Below are 22,407 nucleotides of genomic sequence, written 5' to 3' on the forward strand. Positions count from 1 at the left end.
GTTTTGCGGCGGTCGCCTATCCTTTGAAGACGTACAAGTGGAACCCGCCATAGATTGAGGATCGGTCCTGGCGGCCGAGCTCAAGGCTCTCCTCAGCTTCATAGGTCCAGCGGTCTAGAATCTCGTCGGCAACACGGCCCGGCAATAGGCTCGGTTCGGCAGCCGTCCGGAAGATCACCCTCGCGCCCGGACGCGCCGTCCGCGTGATCTCGCTCCAAAGTGCATTGAGCTGGTGATCCGTCATCCAGTCCTGTGCATCCAGCAGCACGTATGCGTCCAGGACATCCTCGCCAACGCTCTGCAGATGCTCGGTGAAGTTTCGGTTCAAGACCCGGACGCGGCCAGCGCGGTCACGGATATCTTCAAAATGATTGCGTTTGAGATACGGCGGCAGAGGTCCGGATTTACCCGTCGTTCCGCCATCTTGAGGCGCATAACCCCGGCCAAAGGCCTGCCACGCGAAGTAGTTGTCTGACATGGAGAAATCGCAAGCAAGTTTCTCCAGACGCTCTTTGAGAACCGCAGACATGTTGCCGTCCGCATTGCCGGATACCAGCGCGTCATACTGTGCCGGCGGAATGCCCAAACCATAAAGAGACATCTTCTTCGACGTCGCCCAGCGGACCAGGCGTTTGTCAAACAGTGGCGCCAGAGCCGTGTCGAAGAAGCTGCGCTGCTCTTCAAGAGACTTGGTCCGGACCATGTGCTTGGGATCAATGCCGTATAGGCGGGCGACCAGATGCCCGGCACCAATGCAGTAGCCGAGAAGACCATGATGGTAGAGATCACGCGAAAACAGCGTTATGCGCTTGCGGCCCCAGTTGGCCAGATCCCGGCCTTCCCAGTAGTGAATCGTTTCCGGATCAAGGTTGGCTTTGAGGAAACGCTCATACGCTGCGACGTTGGCCTTCTCGTCCGCCTCACCGAAGAACCGGTAAAATGTCTCGTAGTTCGGGAAATGCTTTGCCGCAGCGAGTTTCAAACGGCCAAGGGCCACATGTGCCCGGTTCAAATCAACTGCGGTGATCTCTGCGGGATTGGCGGTCAGGTATGACATCACGTTGCAGCCACCAGAAGCAATCGTCACCATCCGGCTTTCCGGGGTCAGACGGAGCGCCCGCATGTCGACATCCGGGTCTTCCCAGATTTGCGGATAGACCAGGCCCTTGAATGCAAAGGTAAAGAGCCGTTCCAGCATTCCATCGCGGGACGCGGCATCCGAGCGGTGCACCGCGTTTTTCAGACGTTTTTTGGATGCAGTTAACGTGCTCTGAGGCATCTCGCTCTCCCGGATCGCTGTTCGAAAGTTCCCTTGCGATACGGGAGAGTGACGACAGTTTGGTGACGTTCACGCCAGAATTGTGAGGTTATCCGGATAATAGTCTTGCGCCGGATTTCCGGCACAAGACGCTTGGTCGATCAGTCAGCGCGTAATCACAACGAAGTCAGTGCCAAGACCCGTGTTGCGCTGATAGCTGCGGTCCGTCACGGTCAATGATGTTCCCGGCGTCAGCATTTTCGAAAGGTCTTCGGCGACCTTTTGCGGGATCACCAGTCGATCCAGGATTTCGTATGATGCGCCGCCGCGTTCGCCTTCTGCGGAGACGGCAATCCACTCGACAGACGGGTCGCCCTGTTTGAAATCAAGTGCGGTGAAGACATGGGTGCCGATGTCATCGCCGGCAGCCTTGATTGTGACAGGCGCGCTGTAAACATCGCGGAACTTGCGGCGGACCCGGAGCTTGGCATTGTGGGGCTTTTCATACCCGGCCTCACGGTAAATCCGCGCCACCAGACTGTCGGTGATGTTGCCGGTGATCGGCAGGTCCGCGCCTTCCTGATAAAGCTCGATCGCTGCCCGGGTCTTGCGCCCGACCACGCCATCGACCGGCCCGGCATTGTATCCAAGCTCGTTCAAAAGCCGCTGCAGTACCTTGTTTTTGCTCGGCGGCTTTTGCGGCGTGATGATCATCCGAAGCGGTTGATCGAAATGAGGGTTTTCCGGTTCTGCAGCTGCTAAGGGCGTCTGGAGAACAGCTGGCTGGATCGCGCCGCGCAGCGCCGGATCCATGGCAATGTTCTGTGCAGACAAGCTCGCCACCTTGGTGGAGGGCGATAAAGGCTGTGGCAGAGCGCTGTGCGTGACAGTCATTGGTGTTGCCGCGGCACGCGTTACGACCACGTGATTACCGCGCGCTGTCATGCCGAAGATTGACTTGGCAAAGCTGCGCGGCAGACGAATGCAGCCGTGAGACGCCGGATACCCGGGGAGTTTGCCCTGATGAAGCGCAATCCCAGACCACGTCAGGCGCTGCATGAACGGCATCGGGGCGTTGTCATAAAGATTGGAGAAGTGCTTGCGCCGCTTTTCCAGAATGGAAAACACGCCCGTTGGGGTGCTGTTGCCACGTTTTCCGGACGAAATCGGCGATGTTTCGATCAGTTCAGACCCACGATAAACATCAATACGTTGCTCATCGAGAGACACAAGAAAATGCAACGGGTCTTGTTTTTGGACCTCTTCAGGCGTGCCCTGAACTGCTTCGCTGGCAAGGCTGGTTGAGCCCGCTGCCAGGGTCAGAAAAGCCGCACAAGCGAGCTGCGAAAGCCTGCGCCCAGCGGCGCGCGATTTCGAAGGTCTTTCACCGTACTTCGTCACAAACATTCCCGAGCTCCCCAACGCAATACCCATAAGCCCTTAGAAAACCTTACAAGTGAGCCGTGTATTTTGGGTTAGGACATAAGGTTACCAAATGGTTTCCAAGCGTCCAGTCCCTCTAAGCGCACCTTTCCTCGCACACTAGCGGGGGGCTGGCTGTTATTCACATCACAAATTCGAAGAGTTTCCGGGTGTGTTTTTCAGGACACATTCTTTCTGGCCGGCGCGGCACACCAGTTACCGAGTTTCGCTGAAGGGTTCAGCCGCATTGTCCGGGCGCGATCTCCGGCCGATACCTTGTCTGTGTACACGAAAGGGCTTATCTGCCGTCCAAGGCCTCGTCTGGCAGAACTTCAAGGAGCGTTTTTCCGTGTCATCCCCCAATATCGCACCGCTTCATGATCGTGCCCTGATCCGCGTCGCTGGCCCGGATGCCGAGCACTTTCTGCAAAACCTCGTGACGGCCGACATCGATGAGCTGGCGGACCCGGGCGCAACTCTTTCCGCGCTGCTGACACCCCAAGGCAAGATCCTCTTCGATTTCCTCATTTACAAACAGAACGGCGGCTACCTGATTGATGCGCCCAAAGAAACATCCGCGGATCTTTTGAAGCGCCTGACATTCTACCGCTTGCGGGCAAAGGTGGACCTGGAAGCTGCCGGTGAAGATGTCTGCGTGTTTGCCGTTTGGGGGGAAGACCTCACAGACACAAATGGCGCCGAATTTGTTGTGACGGATCCGCGTCTTGCAGCGCTCGGTCAGCGGGTCGTCGGCCCTGCCGATTTTGCGGAAAAGTCTGGGGCCACGATCAAGAATCTTGAAGCGTATGACGCCCATCGTGTCGCCCTCGGAGTTCCGGAGGGTCTGAAAGATTTCGCATACTCCGACATTTTCCCGCACGATGCGGATATGGATCAGCTCGGCGGCGTTTCCTTCAAAAAGGGCTGCTATGTCGGACAGGAAGTGGTTTCGCGTGTCCACCACCGGGGCACGGCCCGCAAACGATTTATCCAAATCGAAGCAGCCGGCGCGCTTCCGGACAAGGGCACAGCTGTCATCGCCAACGACAAAAGCGTCGGCGAACTCGGCTCGTCCACAATGATCGACGGCCAAGCCTTTGGCGTTGCCCTGCTGCGCCTTGACAAGGTGCACCAAGCCATTGAAAACGACGTCCCGCTGACCTGCGGAGATGTGGCCATCACCGTCAAGCTGCCAGACTGGGCAGAGTTCGGCTGGCCGGATGCCAAGGCAGCGGAGTAACGTTCCACCCACCGACAGGGGTCCAATGTCTGCTTCCCGTTCCGATGAGCCACCCCGCGCCTGGCAACGCATGTTGTCCGGCCGCCGGCTGAACCTCTTGGACCCCTCGCCGCTCGATGTTGAGATTTCCGACATTGCCCACGGCCTTGCTCGTGTCGCCCGATGGAACGGTCAGACCTACGGCGATCATGCGTTCTCCGTTGCGGAACATTCGCTGATCGTGGAAGACATCGCTCTCAGCTTGAAGCCAGATATCTCGCCGGACTGGCGGCTTGCAATCCTCCTCCACGATGCCCCGGAATATGTGATCGGCGACATGATTTCCCCGTTTAAAACGGTGATTGGTGAAGCCTACAAGGCGGTTGAACACCGTCTGCAAGGTGCCATTCATTTGCGTTTCGGCCTGCCTGCGGACATGCCGCAGACGATCAAGAAACTCTGCAAACGGGCGGACATCATTTGTGCCTATTTTGAAGCCGTGGAACTTGCTGGCTTCGATGACAAGGAAGCTGCCAAAATCTTCGGCCGTCCCCGTGGCTATCCCGCCGATGCGGATGGCAAGTTGCGGTACGGTTTGAAACCTTTGCCCGTCGCGAAAGCAGAAACCTTGTTTATGGAACGGTTCGAACTGATCGAAGCCCTGCGGGAAGCTGGGAAAAAACCGAAAACCGGACGCGCAAGCAGGTGACCTGACCGGCGAATAGCCCTACCTTCACCTTACGCCCCAACGGCACTGATTTTTCGTTCTGGAACCTGAATGCTGCACGTGTGCTCCCTGTCCCGGCTGAGCGAAACGGTTGAAAAAACCGGCGCCAAGTCACTCGTTACCCTGATCAATGCCGAAATGCCGGTTCCGACACCGCCCAGCATTTCTGCAGAGCGTCATCTGAACCTGTCGTTCAATGATATCCCAGCGCCGGTTAAGGGGCTGACACCGCCCGGTGAAAGCCATGTTGAGCAGCTTCTGGCATTTGTCCGGGCATGGGATCGGACATCGCCTATGGTCATTCATTGCTGGGCCGGGATCAGCCGCTCCACCGCGGGTGCTTATGTGACCGCTTGCGCGCTCAATCCGGAGGCAGACGAATACACTGTGGCCGCGAAGCTGCGCCGCCAATCGCCCTCCGCAACGCCCAACCCGCGTATTGTTGCGATGGCGGACAAAATCCTCAATCGTGATGGCCGGATGATTGACGCCATCCGGGGCATCGGGCGCGGTGCCAACGCGTTCGAGGGTGCCCCCTTCGAGATGCCCATATACGATTAACGAGGAGCCTTCATGCCGCACCGGCACGCCAGCATTGAAATTGGTCTGAATGCGGTCATCGTGTCGGTCGCGGGTGGCATGCCGCAAATCGTGCATGTGGAAGAACCGGAAAAGGATATGGCGGACAGCCTGCCCTTTGGTCCTTTCGACCCTCTCCATCACCGGACTTTTGAGATCGGGCTGCGCGCCTGGGTGGAAAACCAGACCGCACTCCGGCTGGGCTACATCGAACAGCTCTACACGTTTGGAGACCGGGGACGGCACAGGGTGTCGGGAGACGAGGGCCCGCATGTGGTGTCTGTCGGATATCTCGCCCTGACACGCCAAACACCGGATTCAGAAGAGACGCTGTCCCGCCATCATTCGGCATGGCGGTCCTGGTACGACTACTTCCCATGGGAAGATTGGCGGGCCGGACGCCCGGGTTTGCTGGATACCGACATGCTGCCAGCTCTGGAGAGCTGGGCTGAAGAGCCACCGGAAGAAGGTGAGCCTCCGCGCGCCCTCGCCCGGAGCGAACGCGTCCGCCTTGCCTTTGGAACCGGAGGAACCGACTGGGACGAAGAACGGGCTTTGGAACGTTTTGAGCTCCTCTACGAGGCGGGCCTTGTCGCCGAGGCCAAAAGGGATGGACGTCCGGCGGCCCTGAAGCGGGATGAGATCCCGCCGTTTGGCATTTCCATGGAGTTTGACCACCGCCGTGTCCTTGCGACCGCGATTTCGAGGCTGCGCGGCAAGCTCAAATACCGGCCGGTGATCTTTGAGCTCATGCCCTCGGCCTTCACCCTCACTGACCTTCAAAACTCGGTCGAAGCCATCTCAGGCCGGCATCTCCACAAACAGAACTTCCGGCGCCTCGTTGAAAACGCCGACCTGGTGGAACCGACCGGTGCGACATCAACGGCGACCGGTGGGCGGCCAGCTGCCCTCTTCCGATTCAAGCATCAGCTCTTGAGCGAACGGCCGGCACCTGGCCTGCGTGTTGGCGGCCGGTAACACCCCGAGATCATCTGCCCCTGCAACAAGGCCACAGGTTGTCAATTCATCCTGATTTTTCTCAGTGGTATTAACCATAAGCCGCTGATTATTTCCGCATACCTCAAGAAATTCTGCCAATTTCCAGCTTATTAACGGTCTTTCAAGGTTAAGCAGACATCTTGTCTTTCAGAGCGGACGTTTACACAACGTTAGCGATGATTGATCCGGCGCATTCGGACAGCGTGTATTGAGTTGGAGTTGGCTGCGTATGTCTGGCCTTAAGTCCCGCGAAGTAAAGCGGTTTTCTACTCGCAAAAACCAAGGTTCCCGCAAGATGGGTGCGCGTCTACGACAGATGTCGCGTGTGCTTCTGGCAAGTCCTTTACTGTTCTTCGGTCTCCAGGGCCAAGTCGGCAATCAGGACATTTTTGCCCTAATCAATGCAAAACATCAGGAAACACCGCGCTGGATGCTGGCGTTGGAACCGGCAAACTTCACGTCTCGCATCGCACCGATGCTGGATCTTGCGACCCCGGCGGTTCCCGACCATACGTCCGCACCGCTTCTGACGCTGACATCCGCTGACAAGGACTTTGACGCCAAACCGATCCTCGGATTGGAGGATATTGCCCGCAGCGTTCGCCCCGATACGGTTCCGGACGGCATCAAAACGAATGTGTCGGCCAAGGGAAACCGGAAGATCACGATGGCACCGGACCGCCACATGGTGGATCAGGCCGCTGGCAATCTCTACGCCATGTCCAGTCTCATTTCGACCGAGAAGAAGCATGAAGACCTACCGCGAGTGGCATTTGTAAAGCCCGAACCACTGGATGAAAAATCCAGTTCCGACGAATTCGAGCCCGGCGCTCCGATTGATCTTCAAAAGGTCATGATGGCCCGCAACGCAGCCGCGGCCAGCTTCTCTCTCGTATCCGCCTATGCACCAGATTCCGTGAAAGAAACTAAAGAGCCGTTTGATGCACTCTTTGGCGCTGCGAAGTACGAACAGGAACTGCCGCCGGCGGAAGATCCTGATAATCCGCATTGGTGGGCCCAGGTCCCGCTTCCCCTTTCTGTCGGCACCCGCAAAGAACAAAAGTGTCTCGCAGAAGCCATCTACTTTGAGGCACGCGGCGAGTCCGAAGAGGGGCAAATCGCAGTTGCACAGGTGGTCTTGAACCGGGTCAAGAACCCGTCTTATCCGGATTCCATCTGCGGTGTCGTTTATCAGAACAAACACAAGCGCAACCGCTGCCAGTTCTCTTTCGCCTGTGATGGCATACGCGACCGGATCGCCAGCCCTGGTGCGTGGAAGAAAGCTGAGCGTATCGCTCGGGACGTCACCGACGGCAAGGAATTCCTGAAGATGGTCGACGCATCGACCCACTACCATGCCGACTACGTCAATCCGCGGTGGGCCAAGTCCATGGCAAAACGCGGCAAGATCGGCCTGCACATCTTCTACAAGACCTACGCCGGCGGCTGGAACTGATCCAGCCGTCCTTCGGCTTCTCAATCTGTTTCTGCGATCATTGCTGCCGGGGCCGGCCTTTCGCCTGCCGATCCTCGATCGGGCTCTTGCCGTGCAAGCTCTTGTAGCGCTTGGCAAAATGTGAAGCATTGGCAAACCCGCAAGCCACCGCGATTTCAATAATCGGCATGGCGGTCCGGCAGACCAGCCGCTGAGCAATATCGAGCCGGATCTTGCTGTAATAGGCGAGCGGCGAACATTCGAAATAGTGCTGAAAATCCCGCTGGAGTTGCCGAGGGCTGACATTGAGCCGCGCCGCCAGCTCGTTCTGAGACAGGGTTTCGCCGACGTTTTCAGTCATCAGTTCAATGCATCGGCGCAGACGCGGCGGGATCAGGTAGAGCTCATCCCGCATGAGCGTGTTCTGCCGTTCACTACCCGATCTCATGTCCTGATGCAGCGCGATGCTCGCAACATCGCTGGCCACCGCTCCACCATGCAGATCGGCGATGTAGCCAATCATCAGATCAAGCGCCGTCGTCCCGCCGGCACATGTTAAATAGTGATCGTCGGTCTGGATCAGGCTGTCGATGAGTCTGGCCCTCGGGAAACGCTCCTTAAAGAGATCAGCATATTCCCAATGGATCGTGCATTGCCGCCCCTCGAGTAACCCAAGATCCGCAAGAACGTAGGCCCCAGTACAAATACCCGCGATCCGGGTTTTCTGGTGCGCAAAGCGGCGGATCCGGTTTTTGTGCGCAGGGCTCAGGCTGTTCAGTTCGACATCATCGCTGCTGCAAATCGCCAGAAGATCCGCCGACTTCACATCATCCAATGCGCAATCCACCCGCATAATCCCACCGGAGCTCGCCAGGGCGTCGTTGCCGTCCAGAGTGCAACACACATACTCGAACGCCTTGCGCTTCATGATCTTGTTGGCGATGCGCAAGGGTTCAATGGCGGATGCAAAGGACAGCAGCGAGAAATTGTCCAGAAGCAGGAAACAGATGCTGGTGACCCCGGATGCCGCCTGTGCGGCACCGCTCAATTCGGCCGTTTGGAGTATGGCTTCGGGACTATCATCAAGTTGCGGCATTTCAAGACCAGTGTCTCAAGGGGCAGCGCTTCTGCACTATCTCTCGTTTGATTCAAAGACATTGGTCACAACATAGGTCGCCAGCAAGATCAAATGAAAACCAAACAAGGCGGCCACTTGCAGCGCGGTTGCCTGGGAGTACTCCAAAAGCTCACTCAGAACATGGATCGAGGAGATGATGATGATCGTGGAGACGATCCGGTGTTTCATGCGCCGGTAGGCCATTTGGCCCTGCAAAATGTAATCTTCGCCATGCGCAGAGGCCCGGATCCGATAGCTGTTGTAGGTGTTTGTCGCCACCATGATCACCAGGTTGGCAATGAACACCATGTCCAGCAGGTTGAGGATCAGCAGAATGGTCTTCTTGCGATCCATAAATTCAAAAGTCCGGACCGCATCCAGGATATCGACAAAGAATGTGACCAGAAACAGCATCATGCCTATGGCAAGCCCGATCAGAAGCGGGATCTGAGCCCATCTGGTCAAGCGCGTGACTACATCCATTTCTTTTTCTGTATCGTCCGCCTTGTCGCTCATTCATTCCTTCCTGCCAGTTGAAACCGATGCTTCTGGACTACGACCCTCTACGGATCATTCAGCGCAATTTCGCCGGGCAACGCATTGTTCAAAATCAAGCCGGTTCATTGAAAACGCCAGTTGGCTTCTGCCAACATACATCCGACCGGAAGATAATGGCCTCACAGCTTTAGGTGCGCAGAGCAGCGCTCAATCAAAACAAAATGCCTTCGTATTTTATCTGATTTTTCAAAGGCAAAAGAATCAGCCATAACCGCGAAGGGTTACCCAAAACCCACATGTCAGGTGCGACCCACTCCGGGGCACCCGAAAGACCAAATGAAGGATCACACATGAGTATTCGTTTCGCCGCCGCCGCGCTGCTTGTGGCCGTTTCGGCCTCGCCCGCATTCGCCCACCTGGACCCGGCAGAGCATGGCTCCTTTGCCGCCGGCTTCACGCATCCGGTGTTCGGCCTTGATCATGTTCTAGCGATGATCGCCGTTGGTTTGTGGGCGGCGCTTGCCGGCGGCCGCGCAATCTGGTTGCTGCCGACTGTATTTGTTGGTGCAATGCTGACTGGCTTTGGCTTGTCCCTCGGCGGCGTTCCTATTCCATATGTGGAACCGGTTATTCTGGCGTCCGTGATCATTCTTGGTTTGATCGTGGCAGCAGCCGTCAACCTGCCGAGCTGGCTCAGCATTGCCCTGGTCGCTGTCTTTGGACTGTGCCACGGACATGCGCATGGCGGCGAGATGGGGGATGCCGGCTGGCTCGGTTATGCCGCCGGTTTCGCGCTCGCAACGGCCATTCTTCACGCAGCCGGTGTGCTGATCGGCCATGGTGCGAATGTGGCAGCCGGCCGGGATGGCCCGGTTGCCAAAACAATCATCCGCGCCATCGGAGCTATAACGGCGGCAGGCGGTGTTCTGCTTGTCGTGAGCTGAGACTGATTAGCTGATTTCGATATCAAGCCCGAGATCGAGAACCGGGGCCGAATGGGTTATCCAGCCTGACGAGATCAGGTCGACCCCGGCCTCGGCAACCGCCTGGACAGTGTCCAGTTCTATTCCGCCGGAGGCTTCCAGAAGCGCTTTGCCTCCGGTTATCTCAACCGCCTTACGAAGCGTTTCCGGCGGCATGTTGTCGAGCATGATCACATCGGGGCCCGCGCCAAGCGCCTGTTGAAGTTGCTCCAGCGTATCGACTTCAACTTCGATCTTTACCAGATGCCCGGCATAGGCCTTGGCCGCAGAGATAGCCTCTACTACACCGCCGGCAACGGCGATATGATTGTCCTTGATCAGGATCGCATCATCCAGACCGAAGCGGTGATTGGATCCGCCCCCGCATTTCACTGCGTATTTTTCAAACCCGCGCAGACCTGGTGTTGTTTTGCGCGTGCAGACGATCGACGCTTTGGTGTGGGCAATCCGGTCAGCGAAAAGTGCCGTAGCACTGGCAATCCCTGAAAGATGGCCAAGGAAGTTCAAAGCCACCCTCTCGGCCGACAGCAGCGCGCGAGCCGGCCCGTTAATCCGGGCAACAACATCACCGGGTTCAAGCCGGTCGCCATCCTGTTTTTCAGCTGCGAAAGACAGGCTGGCGTCCGTCTGGCGGAACCCGCTTTCTGCAAGTGTAACACCAGACAACACGCCCGGCTTGCGCGCTGCAATGACAGCCTTAGCACGGGCGGTTGCCGGGATGGTTGCCTGGCTCGTGATGTCTCCGGCGCGGCCCCAGTCTTCCAGAAGGGCCGCCTTAACGGCATCGTCCACCATCAGGCGCGGCAGGTCCGGCAGATGTCTCGGCATGGAAATACTCGCAATCAGATCGCTGTTTCGAGGCTCTCGGCGACAAGCGCGTTGACCTCTTTCAAGGTCGTGTAGGACCGCTTGGCCATCGCCGGGTTTTCATCCGGGAAATCGGTACGGAAATGGCCGCCGCGGCTTTCTTCGCGCATGAGCGCCGCTGCGGCAATCAGTTTGCCGGTCACCATCATGTTCTGAATGGACTGGCGCACACAGACGCTTTCGGCTTTTTGAATATCCGCCAACGCCTTTCTCAGGCCTTCCCGATTGCGCAGAACACCGACATTGTCAGAGAGCGTGCTCCGCAGGACCGTGATCGCATCGCGCTCTTCGATGTTCCGCTGGCTCGGCAGACCCGGCGCTGCGTCCATCTCGTCCCAAAAGGCGCTGCGCGGCGTCGGCATCAAACCTTGGATATCTTCCGCAATGCGCGCGGCAAACACCACGGCTTCCAAAAGGGAATTGGAGGCCAGCCGGTTGGCGCCGTGCGCACCCGTGCTGGCAACTTCCCCTGCAGCCCAAAGATTGTCGAGGGATGTCCGGCCGTTGGCATCGGTCAGGACACCGCCCATGTGGTAATGCTCGGCCGGTGCGACCGGCAGAAGATCTTTTACCGGGTCGAGGCCAGCGCTTTGCGCGGCGGCAAACACGGTTGGAAAGTCGTCTTTAAAGCGGGCGCCAATCGCCTCCCGGCAATCGAGAAAAGCCCCGCGGCCTTCGAGGATCTCCCGATGAATGGCTCTGGCGACAATGTCACGGGGCGCGAGTTCCAGATCGGCATGGATACCTTCCATGAACCGCTCGCCGGCTTTATTGACAAGGATCGCGCCTTCGCCGCGCAAGGCCTCGGTTGCCAGGGGAGCGGGATCGGAGCCCACATCCAGGGCCGTTGGGTGGAACTGAACGAATTCGGCATCCGAAATGACCGCACCGGCGCGGGCGGCCATCGCCAATCCATGGCCATTGGCTTCGCCGGGATTGGTCGTCATGGCATAAAGGTGTCCGATGCCGCCAGACGCCAGAACAACCGCCTTTGCCGGGAAGGCCATTCGTTCCAAACCGCCACGGCGCCGGGCAAGAACACCGGTGACATACCGGCCTTCACCGATGAAGCTTTCGCCCATATAGCCTTCAAGCACCCGGATCGAAGGGGTTCGGCGAACAGCTGCAATCAGCGCGTCCATGATCGCCTTGCCGGCCATGTCGCCACGAACACGGACGACCCGGCTGTGCGAGTGCGCCGCTTCCCGGGACAACTGAAGGCGGCCTTCCAGATCCTGATCAAACGGCACGCCATAAGACAGAAGATCCCGAACGCGTTCGCTGCCTTCGCGGGTCATCTGATCGACTATGTTTTCTTCGCAAATGCCGCAGCCGGCCGCCAACGTATCGTCGCGGTGTTTTTCGACCGAGTCCTTTTCAGAAATCGCAGCAGCAATACCGCCTTGGGCCCAGGCGGACGACGCGCCCTGCCCGATCGGTGCGTTGGAGATGATCGTAACGGGCCGTGGGCTCAACTTCAGTGCACAGAAGAGGCCGGCCAAACCACCGCCCAAAATGACAACGTCATCGACATCCTTGCCCGGATAGGCAGGTACAAAATCATCGGTCGAGATGGCCATGGGACCTTCCTGGATGGAACTGGGCGATGCCCAAAAAGAGCTTCCGGACCCAAGCCCGGAAGATATTCATTTGAAGATGTGTGACCTAACCTTGAGCGGTCAAATTTTCAAGTTGATCATCCGCTCAACCGCCACCCGCGCCTTGTCGGCAATCACCGGATCGACAACCACCTCGTCCTTCATCTCAAGAAGGGTATCGAGGATCTTGTCCAAGGTAATCCGTTTCATGTGTGGGCACAGGTTGCACGGACGGATGAAGTTCACTTCCGGGGTCTCGCTGGCGACATTGTCTGCCATGGAGCATTCGGTGATCATCATCACCTTCTCCGGCTGTTTGGTCTTCACCCAATCGATCATGTGCGCGGTGGAGCCGGCAAAGTCAGCTTCCGCGACCACTTCGGGCGGGCATTCCGGGTGCGCAATGATTTTCACTTCCGGCTCGATCTTCCGATAATCCCGCAGCTCCTGTGCCGTGAACCGCTCGTGAACCTCACAGGCGCCATCCCAGATCAGGACTTCGACATCAGTCTTGTTGCCGACGTTCGCTGCCAGATACTTGTCCGGAATCAGGAACACCTTGTCGACGCCGAAGCTCTCAACGACTTGCAAGGCATTGGACGACGTGCAGCAGATATCGCATTCGGCCTTCACGTCGGCAGACGTATTCACATAGGTGATGATCGGGATGCCTGGGTTGCGCTCGCGCAAGGCCCGTACATCCGCGCCGGTGATGGACTCGGCCAAGGAACAGCCGGCCTTCATGTCCGGAATCAAAACGGTCTTTTCCGGGCTCAGGATTTTGGAGGTTTCCGCCATGAAGTGCACGCCGCACTGGACGATGACTTCCGCATCGGTGCGGGTCGCCTCGATCGCAAGCTGCAAGCTGTCACCCACGATATCGGCCACGCCATGAAAAATGTCCGGTGTCATGTAATTGTGCGCCAGGATGACCGCATTCCGCTCTTTTTTCAGCTTGTTGATCGCGTGGATTGTCGGGGCCAAGGCGGGCCACTCGATCTCCGGAATGATGTGTTTGACCTTCTCGTAGATCGGGGCCGTCGCTTCAGCAACTTCGGCGGTATAGCTCAGATCTGGACGGTTCAATTTGCCATAGCGATCCAGGGCCGACAGGCCGTCCTTGATCGGTGTGCCGACCGGTACGGTTGTTTGGGCAATGGTCATGGCGACCTCCCTCATTTTGGCTCGAACACCGGTGTTTTGGTCCGATGCACACTTATACTCATTTTGAGCATATTAAGTTCAAAAGAAAACGGGCTTGCGCCCAACTCTTTTGCTCGTTCGGAGTTTATATAAGAGGCTTTCGCGGCAAAATCTATTACTTTCTGGCAATTAATACAAAAACAATTCGCAAGCGATTGATATTCCTTGACAAAATATACCGTTTCCAACGCCGGCTAACCAAAGGGCATTTTGGGCCTGCAGGAGTTCGTCTGCACTTAGGGACGGTCCGGCCTTCCGTTGACCTCAACCGGCAATTCATTCTCAAGATTGATGGACACATCACAAATACACGTTTGGCCGTTTTGGCGGACGGGAGTATCTTATCGGCAATTCACGATGAGAGGTTCTGATGTCAACTGCATCCACATCGCGGCGCGATGGCCCCAACATTCCCCTGGTGATCGCCTGCGGTTGTCTGATCGCGCTGATTTCCTTCGGGCCCCGCTCCGCCATGGGCCTCTTCTTCCAGCCGATGACAGAAGCCCGCGACTGGAGCCGGGAGATCTTCGCGCTGGCGATTGCCATCCAGAACCTCATGTGGGGGATCGGCCAGCCGATTGCGGGGATGTTCGCCGACCGGTTCGGCACCTGGAAAGCGATGGCCATTGGTGCGGCGCTTTATGCAGCAGGCCTCTTCCTGATGGTCGATGCCCAAAGCGCGGTGGCGCTGCATCTCTCGGCAGGTGTCCTCATCGGCCTCGGCGTCGCCTTCTCATCGTTTTCACTTGTTCTGGCTTCGTTTGGCCGGACAGTGTCGCCGGAGCAACGGTCTCTCGCTTTCGGCATTGGAACGGCCTCCGGGTCTCTCGGGCAGTTCCTGTTTGCCCCACTGGGCGGTGCGCTGATTGCCGGCATTGGCTGGCAGCAGACTCTGATCGTTTTCATGGGACTGATCGCCCTGATCCCGCTTTTGGCGATCGCTCTGAAAGGCAAGGCCGCTCCACCCTCTTCCGATCAGGCTGTTGCGGACCAGAGCCTCACAAGCGCGATGGCCGAGGCATTCGGCACCCGCGGGTTTGTTCTGCTGACCATTGGCTTTTTCGTATGCGGCTTCCACGTGGCCTTCATCACCGTTCACCTGCCGCCCTACATAGCTGATCTCGGGCTCGATCCGTCATGGGGTGCGACCTCGATTGCGCTTATCGGCCTGTTCAACATCGTCGGCTCGCTCGCTTCTGGATACATCGGCGGGCGCTATTCCAAGCCGATCTTCCTGTCGCTGATCTATCTTGCCCGGGCCGTGGTCATCTTTGGCTTTATCATGCTGCCGGTGACCCCGATTTCGGTGCTTGTGTTCTCCGCGCTCATGGGCCTGTTGTGGCTGTCCACCGTACCACCGACCTCAGGGCTGGTCGCCGTCATGTTCGGGCCGCGCTACATGGCAACCCTGTTTGGTTTTGTGTTCCTATCGCACCAGATCGGCTCGTTCCTGGGTGTGTGGCTCGGCGGCAAACTTTACGATGAAACCGGCTCTTACGACGCCATCTGGTGGATGGGCATTGCCCTTGGCATTGCAGCGGCCATCATCCACTGGCCGATCCAGGAAAAGCCCGTGGACCGTCTCGCCCAGCAGGCAGCGGAGTAAACAAAAAGCCAGGCAGGCAGCCCTGTCTGGCTTTATTCATTTCATCGTCCCGAATTCTACTATCCGAGCCCCTCAGCCCTTCAGGCTCTCCCGGGTTTCGCCGATCATGAGGGCCGCTTGCGCGGCTTCCCGGCCTTTTTCGACGAAGTGGTCCTTGTAGATTCCGATGTGGTGCTCGGTCGGCTGGAAGTGATGCGGGGTAAGAGACACCGACAGGACCGGCACATTGCTGTCCAGACCCGCCTGCATCAGGCCGCTGACAACGGCCTGCGCCACAAAGTCATGCCGGTAGATCCCGCCATCGACCACCAGAGCCGCCGCAGCGACAGTAGCATATTTGCCGCTGTTGGCCAGATCGCGCGCGAGCAACGGCATTTCGAAGGCGCCGGGCACGGTGAAGACATCGACCTGGTCGGCCGGGATCACTTCACAAAACCCGTCCAGAGCGCGGTCCACGATGTCGGCATGCCAGTTGGCCTTGATGAAGGCATAGCGGGTTGGTGCTGCAGTCACGGCTGACTCCTATATGCAACAGAACAAGTGGAACGGGCCTCATCGGATGAGGCCCGGATCTGTGAGTTAACCGGCGACTTTGGAGAAATCGGCAACCACGTGGGTGGCGTCGCGGATTTCGGCGAGCAGCTGGAGGCGGTTCATCCGAAGTGCCGGATCGTCGGCATTGACCAGAATGTCCTCGAAGAACTTGTCGACCGGAGCACGCAGTTTTGACAGCGCCTCCATGGCGCCTTCGAAGTCTTCCGATTTCACAGCCTCGGCGGCCTCCGCACGTGCCGTGTCGATGGCAGCTGCCAGATCAATCTCGGCCTGCTCGGACAGATGATCCGCGTGCGGCCTGCCGGTAACCGGTTTGCCGTCCTTTTTCTCTTCCGCCTTCAGAATATTCACCGCGCGCTTGTAGCCGGCTGCCAGGTTGGTGCCGTCATCGGACGAGACGAATTTCTGCAAGGCTTCAACGCGTTTCACGACCATCAAAAGATCGTCCTGACCGTCCAAGGCAAAGACAGCATCGATCAAATCATGGCGCGCGCCTTCGTCCTTCAAGTGGACCTTCAAGCGGTCGGCGAAGAAGGAGAGAAGATCGGCAACCAGTGCGGCTTCATCATCCGCTTTTGCAGACTGGGCTTTCAGCGCCGAGAGGATCAGATCCCCCAGCTTCAGGCGTAAATTGTTTTCCAAAACAATCCGGATGACACCCAGAGCAGCGCGGCGCAGGGCATAAGGATCCTTGGAGCCGGTCGGCTTTTCGTCAATCGCCCAGAAGCCGGTGAGAAGATCGAGCTTTTCGGCCAAGGCCACGGCAATCGCGACCGGATCGGCCGGCACGTTGTCGCTCGGACCCTGCGGCTTGTAATGCTCTTCGATCGCGGTCGCGACCGAGGCGTCCTCGCCCTGTGCGGTGGCGTAGTAGCGGCCCATCAGGCCTTGCAGTTCGGGGAACTCGAAGACCATCGCGGAGACAAGATCGGCCTTGGCAAGTTCCGCACCGCGTTTGGCCTTGGCTGCATCCGCGCCAACCAGCGGTGCAAGCTCTGCGGAGAGCGCGATCAGGCGCTGAACCCGTTCGCCGACGCTGCCAAGCTTTTCGTGGAACTTCACATCCGACAGCTTCGGCAGATTATCGGTGAGGTTAGTTTTCAGATCGCTGGTCCAAAAGAACTGGGCGTCCGACAGGCGCGCACGGATCACCTTCTCATTGCCGGCGATGATCAGCTGGCCGTCATCGGGTGCAACGATGTTGGAGATCAGAACGAACTTGTTGGCAAGCTTGCCGGTTTTCGGGTCCTTCAGCACAAAGCACTTCTGGTTGACCTTGATGGTCAACTGAATGCACTCGTCCGGGATTTCCAAAAACGCCTCATCAAAGGACCCGGTAAGAACGACCGGCCATTCGACCAGGCCGGCGACTTCTTCCAGAAGCCCCGGATCTTCGACAAGCTCAAGCCCAAGCGCCAATGCGCGGTCTTTTGCGTCGGCAAGGATGATCTCCTTGCGGCGATCCGCGTCCAGCACGACCTTGTGCTTTTCAAGGGCGGGCGCATAGTCGTCGAACCGGCGGACATCGAAGGCGACATCTGCAAGGAACCGGTGACCCCGGGTGGTCTTGCCCGACTTGATGCCGTCAAACTCGAACGGCACGACATCCGGCTCTTCGGTTTCCGGACCGAATGTTGCGATGATGGAATGCAGTGGGCGCACCCAGCGGGTCGACGTCGTGCCCCAGCGCATGGATTTCGGCCACGGGAAGTTGCGCAGGATGCCCGGCATGAAGTCGGCAATGATGTCGATGGCGGACCGGCCCGGCTTCTCGATCACGGCCACATAAAAGTCGCCCTTCTTCGGATCGGTCTGGATCGTCGCCTCGTCAATGGAGGCCAGCCCGGCCCCGCGCAAGAACCCTTCAACAGCCTTTTCCGGCGCGCCGACGCGCGGGCCCTTGCGCTCTTCCCGGGTCGCGGCAGAGCCGGCTGGCACACCGGCAACATGAAGCGCCAAGCGGCGCGGCGTTGCAAAGGCTTTGGCCCCCTCGTAGGGCAAACCGGCATCCACCAAGGCATTGGTCACAAGCGTTTTCAGGTCTTCGGCCGCCTTGCGCTGCATACGGGCCGGGATTTCTTCGCTGAACAGCTCAAGCAGAAGATCGGGCATAGGGTCAAAAGCCTTCGGGTCTGGGTGGAAACCACCGGAAATGCGTTGGCCGTCCGTTACCAAGTCAGCTGCAACTTGTCACCCCCTTTGGCAAGCACATACGCGCGAAGGCACTTCAAAGACACGGTGACCGCGGGCTAGTTCCCCAGAAACAGTACGATAATCACCGCATTCGCGAGATCGACGAAGAAGGCGGAGACGAGCGGCAGGATCAGGAAGGCCTGCATGGCCGGGCCGTATTGCTTGGTCACCGCCGTCATGTTGGCAATGGCCGTTGGGGTCGCGCCCAGCGCAAAACCCGCGAACCCCGCGCCAAGCACCGAGGCATTGTAGTCCCGCCCCATCACGGGGAAGAGCACGAAGATGATGAACAGCCCTGCCCCGATGATCTGAGCTGCCAGGATCAGCATCATCGGTCCGGCGAGCCCAGCGATGGTCCAGAGCTGCAGGCTCATCAGCGACATGGTCAGGAAAATTCCAAGTGCCAAATCCGAGATCACCGCGAGTGAGCGCGACCGGGCCGGCCAGATGATGTTCTTGAAAATGAGAGGCACGGTGTTGGACAGGATGATGCCGCAGAACAGGCAACAGACGAACACCGGCAGATCCAGATTGAAGCCATAAACCAGCGCTTCCTGAAGCATGACACCGAGCGCAATCGCGATGTTCAGCACAAGGATCGCCCGCATCAGGCCGGTATGGGTCACGCTGGTATCGGCTTCGTCTTCGGTCTCGATCCCGATCACCGGACCTTCATCCGGCCGGTTCGGGTCCGGCTTGCCGCCCTTTACCTGGATCAGATAGTTGCCGATCGGGCCGCCCAGCAAACTCGCTGCGATCAGTCCGAGAGTTGCCGTTGCCGCGCCGATTTCAACGGCACCGACAACGCCGTATTGCTCGACCAAGCGTGGTCCCCAGGCAATCGCCGTGCCGTGACCGCCCACCAGCGAGATCGTTCCGCCCAGAAGGCCAAAGCCGACAGGCAATCCCATGGCAACGGCGATCCCGGTGCCGATGACGTTCTGGAACAGCATGTAGCCGACTGTCAGCATCAACAGGATCAACAGCGGCTTGCCACCCTTGGCAAGATCCGAGAAGCGGGCGTTCAAACCGATGGCGGTGAAAAAGCAGTAGAGCAGGTAATCACGCGCACCCAGCGAAAAGCTGATTTCCTTGTCGAAGACCCCGTAGGCAACAAGCGCGAGTGTTGCGACCATCAAACCGCCTGAGACCGGCTCTGGAATGTTATAGTGGCGCAGGAACGCGAACTGCTTGTTCAGGCGAACGCCCAGAAAATAAACAAGAATCGCAATATTGAAGCTGAGAAACTCATCCAGCGTCAGCACTTCGCCGCTCATATCAAACCTGCCCCTTTTTAGCCCGAGGCGACCCTAGCGAAGAATGACGAGGTTTACCAGTTCAGCGCCGAGCCAGCGCGGCCGGCTACCAATCTTCCCCGCTCGCTATTCTGCAGATTATTAGAAGCATCGGAGCCGCCCCGGACATGGTCCGGGGCCACGTCGCCCGGTCCCGGCTCAGGGCCGGGACAGCGGCAACGGCCCAGCCCCGCCAAGCCGTTCCGGCGCAGGGGCGGCAAATATGGCGGTAAAGGCTGCCTACCAGCCGCCGCCGCCGCCACCGCCTCCGCCACCGCCGGATGACCCGCCACCGGACGAGCCGGAACTGGAGCTGGAAGACACCGGCAAGGAGGACTGGAAAGATCCGGCCATGGCACTTGCCGTTGCGCCAACGCTGCGCGAGATGTCCCGGCTGTCGAAGTCACGGCCGCTGTACCACCTCGGGCGGTATTCACGCGACTGTCCTGCATTGGCTGCACTCGACAGCCAGGTTTCAAAATGCGTGGTCCAGGGCTTTTCAACGCCCAGCGAAACCGCAAAGGGAAGCAGCTTTTCAAAATGAAGAACACTCATGTCCGGCGCATCCGTCATGTTCAGACGGTCTTTTTCGGCGACCGACAAATAAAGCTTCAAGCCCTCGATCTCGTCCATGACCACCCGGCCATGGGTGGTCGGGATGTCGATGACATTGGCATAGACAATGAACATCAGGACAATCCCGATCACAAATGCGGGCAGCAGGGGAATTTCCGGCGGGATTTGAAGGATAAACGCGGTGAGGTGCATGACAAGGTAGACCGCGCCAGCAAAAATCACCGCAAAAACCAGCCAGAATGCCAGCGCCTTGGAGCTTCGCCCTGTCGTTTTGTCAAACAGGCTTTGAACCAGAATTGTCAGGCCGACGGAGCCCGCAATTCCAAAAATGGTGAAAAAGCCGAACAGAAAGGACTGCTCGAACTGCGCATCGCTCAAATTGCCGAAATAAAACAGCGAGAAGATCGTCACAACACTGACCGCAAGACCCGGCAGTAGATAAAATCCATTGTGCTTGAAATAGACCCCGCTGTATTCGCGATTGATCGCTGAAACGAATTTGTCTCCCAGCGCGCTGATCGCCTTGCCGTTCTTGTCATTCAAGGCGAGCGGTGTTCCCCGGCCCCGGATGTAACTTTCGATAACGGCCTCGCCTTTCGGCAGCGGCTCATCGTTTATCGGTGTGCCCTCCTCAGGCATTTCCAGAACAAGATCCTTGTCGTCTTTTGAGAGTTTGAGACGCCCCTTGGTGGCAAGGCTCAGACAGGCCGCGGCCAGTGCAACCCAGCGCTGCCCTTCGATCCCGCGATTGGTAATGTAGTTGGCCATCGCCGGCGACACGCCATCCGGTCCCTTGAAGCGCGGGAAGATGACACCGCGGGCCGGATCCCGGCCAACGCGCCACCAGGAAATCAAGTAGTAAAGAACAAGAATCAGAACCGCGGGCGCGCCGATCGCAAAGACCCGCTGGTCCTGGAGCCACATGTCCCATTTTTCAGACTCGCTTGGCTCTGCGACAAAGCCCTTCGGGAATCCGACCGCGACCGTCAGGCCCTCGTAAGCGCCGAGCGGCTGCGTGGTCTCGAAGACCACCTGTCCCGTTGCCGGGTCGACGGAGGCCTCATAATCGGTCGCATCAGAGCCGAATGCGCCGGTGTAGGCGGCATATTGCGTAGCGTCGGCCCCAGCAGGCAAGCGGACCCTCGCAACGGCTTCATCGATCGGGAAGATCCACTCGTTGCCGGTCGCGTTCCAATAGACTTCATCATAGCCGTCAAAGAAACGAACTTGGCGCCACATGCGGTATTTGATCGTGTAGGTGTAAACGCCGGGATCCAGAAACACATCTTCGCGGCCAATGTAGATCCGGACACCGCGCCCGTTGTCCCGCGTGAACTTGTTTTCGCGCTGCCCGTCCCGCAAGACCTCCAGCAACTCAAACGGCACATCATGCTCCCAGCCATTGGCGTCTTTCGCACGCAAGGGAATGTCGCGGAAGATGCCACGCTTGATCTCATCGCCTTCGGCCCGGACCCGGATGGTTTCCGTCACAATTAAGGATCCGTCCTCCTGAACGTCGATGTCGGAGACGTAGGTGAGGATGCGTTCTTCCGAGACCGCACCGCTGACTGTCACGAGCCACAAGACAGCCGCCAGGACCGCCATCAGACCTTGATGGAACCGCATGATCGGATCTCCCAGAAACTTCCTAAAACTCGACCTTCGGAACAGCGCGCTCCGCCGCGTCCTCGATCTCGAAATACTCTGCTTTTTGAAAACCGAACTGGCTCGCGATCAGGTTTGACGGGAAGCTTTCTACGGCAACGTTAAGGCCGCGCACTGCGCCATTGTAATAGCGCCGGGCCATCTGGATGGCGTTTTCGATTTCATCAAGGGAATTGTGCAGATCTGCGAAATTCTGGCTGGCCTTGAGGTCTGGATAATCTTCGGCGACGGCAAACAAACGGCCCAGCGCCTGGGTCAGCGCGCCTTCGACCTTGGCCCGGCCAGCAATGTCGCTTCCCGAAACAGCGGCGGCATCCGTGCGCAGCCGGGTTACGTTCTCCAGCGCTTCTTTCTCATGGGACGCGTAGGCCTTCACCGTCTCAACGAGATTCGGGATCAGGTTGGCCCGGCGCTTCAGCTGGACATCAATCCCGCTCCAGCCTTCCTCGACCATCTGCCGCTTTTTCACCAGCGCGTTGTAAAGAAGGATCGCGAAAACCGAGAGCGCGATCAAAAGAGCGAGAATAAACCACGTGGCCATAAAAACCTCCGAACCATCTTCAGCGGAGGCTAGCCGGACTTTCAGCGGATGTCATCGCCCGGCCGTAGGCG

The 22,407-nt window shown here is 58.2% G+C and carries 19 protein-coding genes; 7 read left to right on the plus strand and 12 right to left on the minus strand.

Annotated elements, in window-relative coordinates; translation table 11 throughout:
* Nucleotides 1-16: 16 nt before the first annotated feature.
* Together ACQY4Z_RS07110 and ACQY4Z_RS07115 are read right to left on the minus strand one after the other, a co-directional pair.
* Nucleotides 17-1,279, minus strand: coding sequence for a DUF3419 family protein (locus ACQY4Z_RS07110; protein WP_428527924.1), 1,263 nt, complete (start codon nt 1,277-1,279; stop codon nt 17-19).
* 144 nt (nt 1,280-1,423) lie between these two features.
* The gene (locus ACQY4Z_RS07115) at nt 1,424-2,665 is read right to left on the minus strand and encodes a L,D-transpeptidase family protein (protein ID WP_428527926.1); all 1,242 of its coding nucleotides are present in this window, start codon (nt 2,663-2,665) and stop codon (nt 1,424-1,426) included.
* A 364-nt stretch (nt 2,666-3,029) separates the two neighbouring features.
* Between ACQY4Z_RS07115 and ACQY4Z_RS07120 the strand changes: the two genes are divergently transcribed.
* From ACQY4Z_RS07120 to ACQY4Z_RS07140, 5 genes are all read left to right on the plus strand, one after another.
* Nucleotides 3,030-3,920, plus strand: a complete 891-nt coding sequence (locus ACQY4Z_RS07120) for a YgfZ/GcvT domain-containing protein (protein WP_428527928.1) — start codon at nt 3,030-3,032, stop codon at nt 3,918-3,920.
* 25 nt (nt 3,921-3,945) lie between these two features.
* Nucleotides 3,946-4,608 (plus strand): YfbR-like 5'-deoxynucleotidase, encoded by a 663-nt coding sequence (locus ACQY4Z_RS07125; protein ID WP_428527930.1) that lies wholly within the window; start codon nt 3,946-3,948, stop codon nt 4,606-4,608.
* A 69-nt stretch (nt 4,609-4,677) separates the two neighbouring features.
* Complete coding sequence (locus ACQY4Z_RS07130; RefSeq protein WP_409689378.1) at nt 4,678-5,187, plus strand: tyrosine phosphatase family protein; 510 nt, start codon at nt 4,678-4,680, stop codon at nt 5,185-5,187.
* A 12-nt stretch (nt 5,188-5,199) separates the two neighbouring features.
* Nucleotides 5,200-6,183 carry an NUDIX hydrolase gene (locus tag ACQY4Z_RS07135; RefSeq protein WP_409689376.1) on the plus strand — a complete coding sequence of 328 codons (984 nt, stop codon included), beginning with the start codon at nt 5,200-5,202 and terminating at the stop codon, nt 6,181-6,183.
* A gap of 316 nt (nt 6,184-6,499) precedes the next feature.
* Nucleotides 6,500-7,660 (plus strand): cell wall hydrolase, encoded by a 1,161-nt coding sequence (locus tag ACQY4Z_RS07140; RefSeq protein WP_428527933.1) that lies wholly within the window; start codon nt 6,500-6,502, stop codon nt 7,658-7,660.
* Nucleotides 7,661-7,697: 37 nt separating this feature from the next.
* On the opposite strand, the gene ACQY4Z_RS07145 is transcribed toward ACQY4Z_RS07140, so the two are convergent.
* Together ACQY4Z_RS07145 and ACQY4Z_RS07150 are read right to left on the minus strand one after the other, a co-directional pair.
* Nucleotides 7,698-8,735 (minus strand): GlxA family transcriptional regulator, encoded by a 1,038-nt coding sequence (locus tag ACQY4Z_RS07145; protein ID WP_428527935.1) that lies wholly within the window; start codon nt 8,733-8,735, stop codon nt 7,698-7,700.
* A 36-nt stretch (nt 8,736-8,771) separates the two neighbouring features.
* On the minus strand, nt 8,772-9,272 hold the full coding sequence (locus tag ACQY4Z_RS07150) for a YqhA family protein (RefSeq protein WP_133948196.1): 501 nt from the start codon (nt 9,270-9,272) through the stop codon (nt 8,772-8,774).
* A 332-nt stretch (nt 9,273-9,604) separates the two neighbouring features.
* Between ACQY4Z_RS07150 and ACQY4Z_RS07155 the strand changes: the two genes are divergently transcribed.
* Nucleotides 9,605-10,198: a HupE/UreJ family protein gene (locus tag ACQY4Z_RS07155; protein ID WP_409689369.1), complete on the plus strand. Its 594-nt coding sequence runs from the start codon at nt 9,605-9,607 to the stop codon at nt 10,196-10,198.
* Between the two features lie 6 nt (nt 10,199-10,204).
* On the opposite strand, the gene nadC is transcribed toward ACQY4Z_RS07155, so the two are convergent.
* The 3 genes from nadC to nadA all read right to left on the minus strand — a co-directional run bounded on the left by nadC (nt 10,205) and on the right by nadA (nt 13,866).
* On the minus strand, nt 10,205-11,065 hold the full coding sequence (gene nadC, locus ACQY4Z_RS07160) for a carboxylating nicotinate-nucleotide diphosphorylase (protein ID WP_428527938.1): 861 nt from the start codon (nt 11,063-11,065) through the stop codon (nt 10,205-10,207).
* Nucleotides 11,066-11,079: 14 nt separating this feature from the next.
* On the minus strand, nt 11,080-12,684 hold the full coding sequence (locus ACQY4Z_RS07165; protein ID WP_428527940.1) for an L-aspartate oxidase: 1,605 nt from the start codon (nt 12,682-12,684) through the stop codon (nt 11,080-11,082).
* A gap of 99 nt (nt 12,685-12,783) precedes the next feature.
* Nucleotides 12,784-13,866 (minus strand): quinolinate synthase NadA, encoded by a 1,083-nt coding sequence (gene nadA, locus ACQY4Z_RS07170; RefSeq protein ID WP_428527942.1) that lies wholly within the window; start codon nt 13,864-13,866, stop codon nt 12,784-12,786.
* A 409-nt stretch (nt 13,867-14,275) separates the two neighbouring features.
* Between nadA and ACQY4Z_RS07175 the strand changes: the two genes are divergently transcribed.
* Entirely contained in the window at nt 14,276-15,511 is a 1,236-nt protein-coding gene (locus tag ACQY4Z_RS07175; RefSeq protein WP_428527944.1) for an MFS transporter, read from the plus strand.
* A gap of 72 nt (nt 15,512-15,583) precedes the next feature.
* Here the strand turns inward: ACQY4Z_RS07175 and ACQY4Z_RS07180 are convergent, their stop codons facing one another.
* The 5 genes from ACQY4Z_RS07180 to ACQY4Z_RS07200 all read right to left on the minus strand — a co-directional run bounded on the left by ACQY4Z_RS07180 (nt 15,584) and on the right by ACQY4Z_RS07200 (nt 22,336).
* Nucleotides 15,584-16,024 carry a 6,7-dimethyl-8-ribityllumazine synthase gene (locus ACQY4Z_RS07180; RefSeq protein ID WP_428527946.1) on the minus strand — a complete coding sequence of 147 codons (441 nt, stop codon included), beginning with the start codon at nt 16,022-16,024 and terminating at the stop codon, nt 15,584-15,586.
* Nucleotides 16,025-16,090: 66 nt separating this feature from the next.
* The gene (glyS, locus tag ACQY4Z_RS07185; RefSeq protein WP_428527948.1) at nt 16,091-18,178 is read right to left on the minus strand and encodes a glycine--tRNA ligase subunit beta; all 2,088 of its coding nucleotides are present in this window, start codon (nt 18,176-18,178) and stop codon (nt 16,091-16,093) included.
* Nucleotides 18,179-18,315: 137 nt separating this feature from the next.
* Complete coding sequence (gene gltS / locus ACQY4Z_RS07190) at nt 18,316-19,536, minus strand: sodium/glutamate symporter (protein ID WP_428527950.1); 1,221 nt, start codon at nt 19,534-19,536, stop codon at nt 18,316-18,318.
* Between the two features lie 258 nt (nt 19,537-19,794).
* A complete protein-coding gene (locus ACQY4Z_RS07195) occupies nt 19,795-21,756 on the minus strand; it encodes a DUF2207 domain-containing protein (protein ID WP_428527952.1) in 1,962 nt (653 codons plus the stop codon).
* A 22-nt stretch (nt 21,757-21,778) separates the two neighbouring features.
* The gene (locus ACQY4Z_RS07200) at nt 21,779-22,336 is read right to left on the minus strand and encodes a LemA family protein (RefSeq protein ID WP_428527954.1); all 558 of its coding nucleotides are present in this window, start codon (nt 22,334-22,336) and stop codon (nt 21,779-21,781) included.
* Nucleotides 22,337-22,407 lie beyond the last annotated feature (71 nt).

The sequence above is a fragment of the Roseibium sp. genome, assembly GCF_965276855.1.
Lineage (GTDB): Bacteria > Pseudomonadota > Alphaproteobacteria > Rhizobiales > Stappiaceae > Roseibium.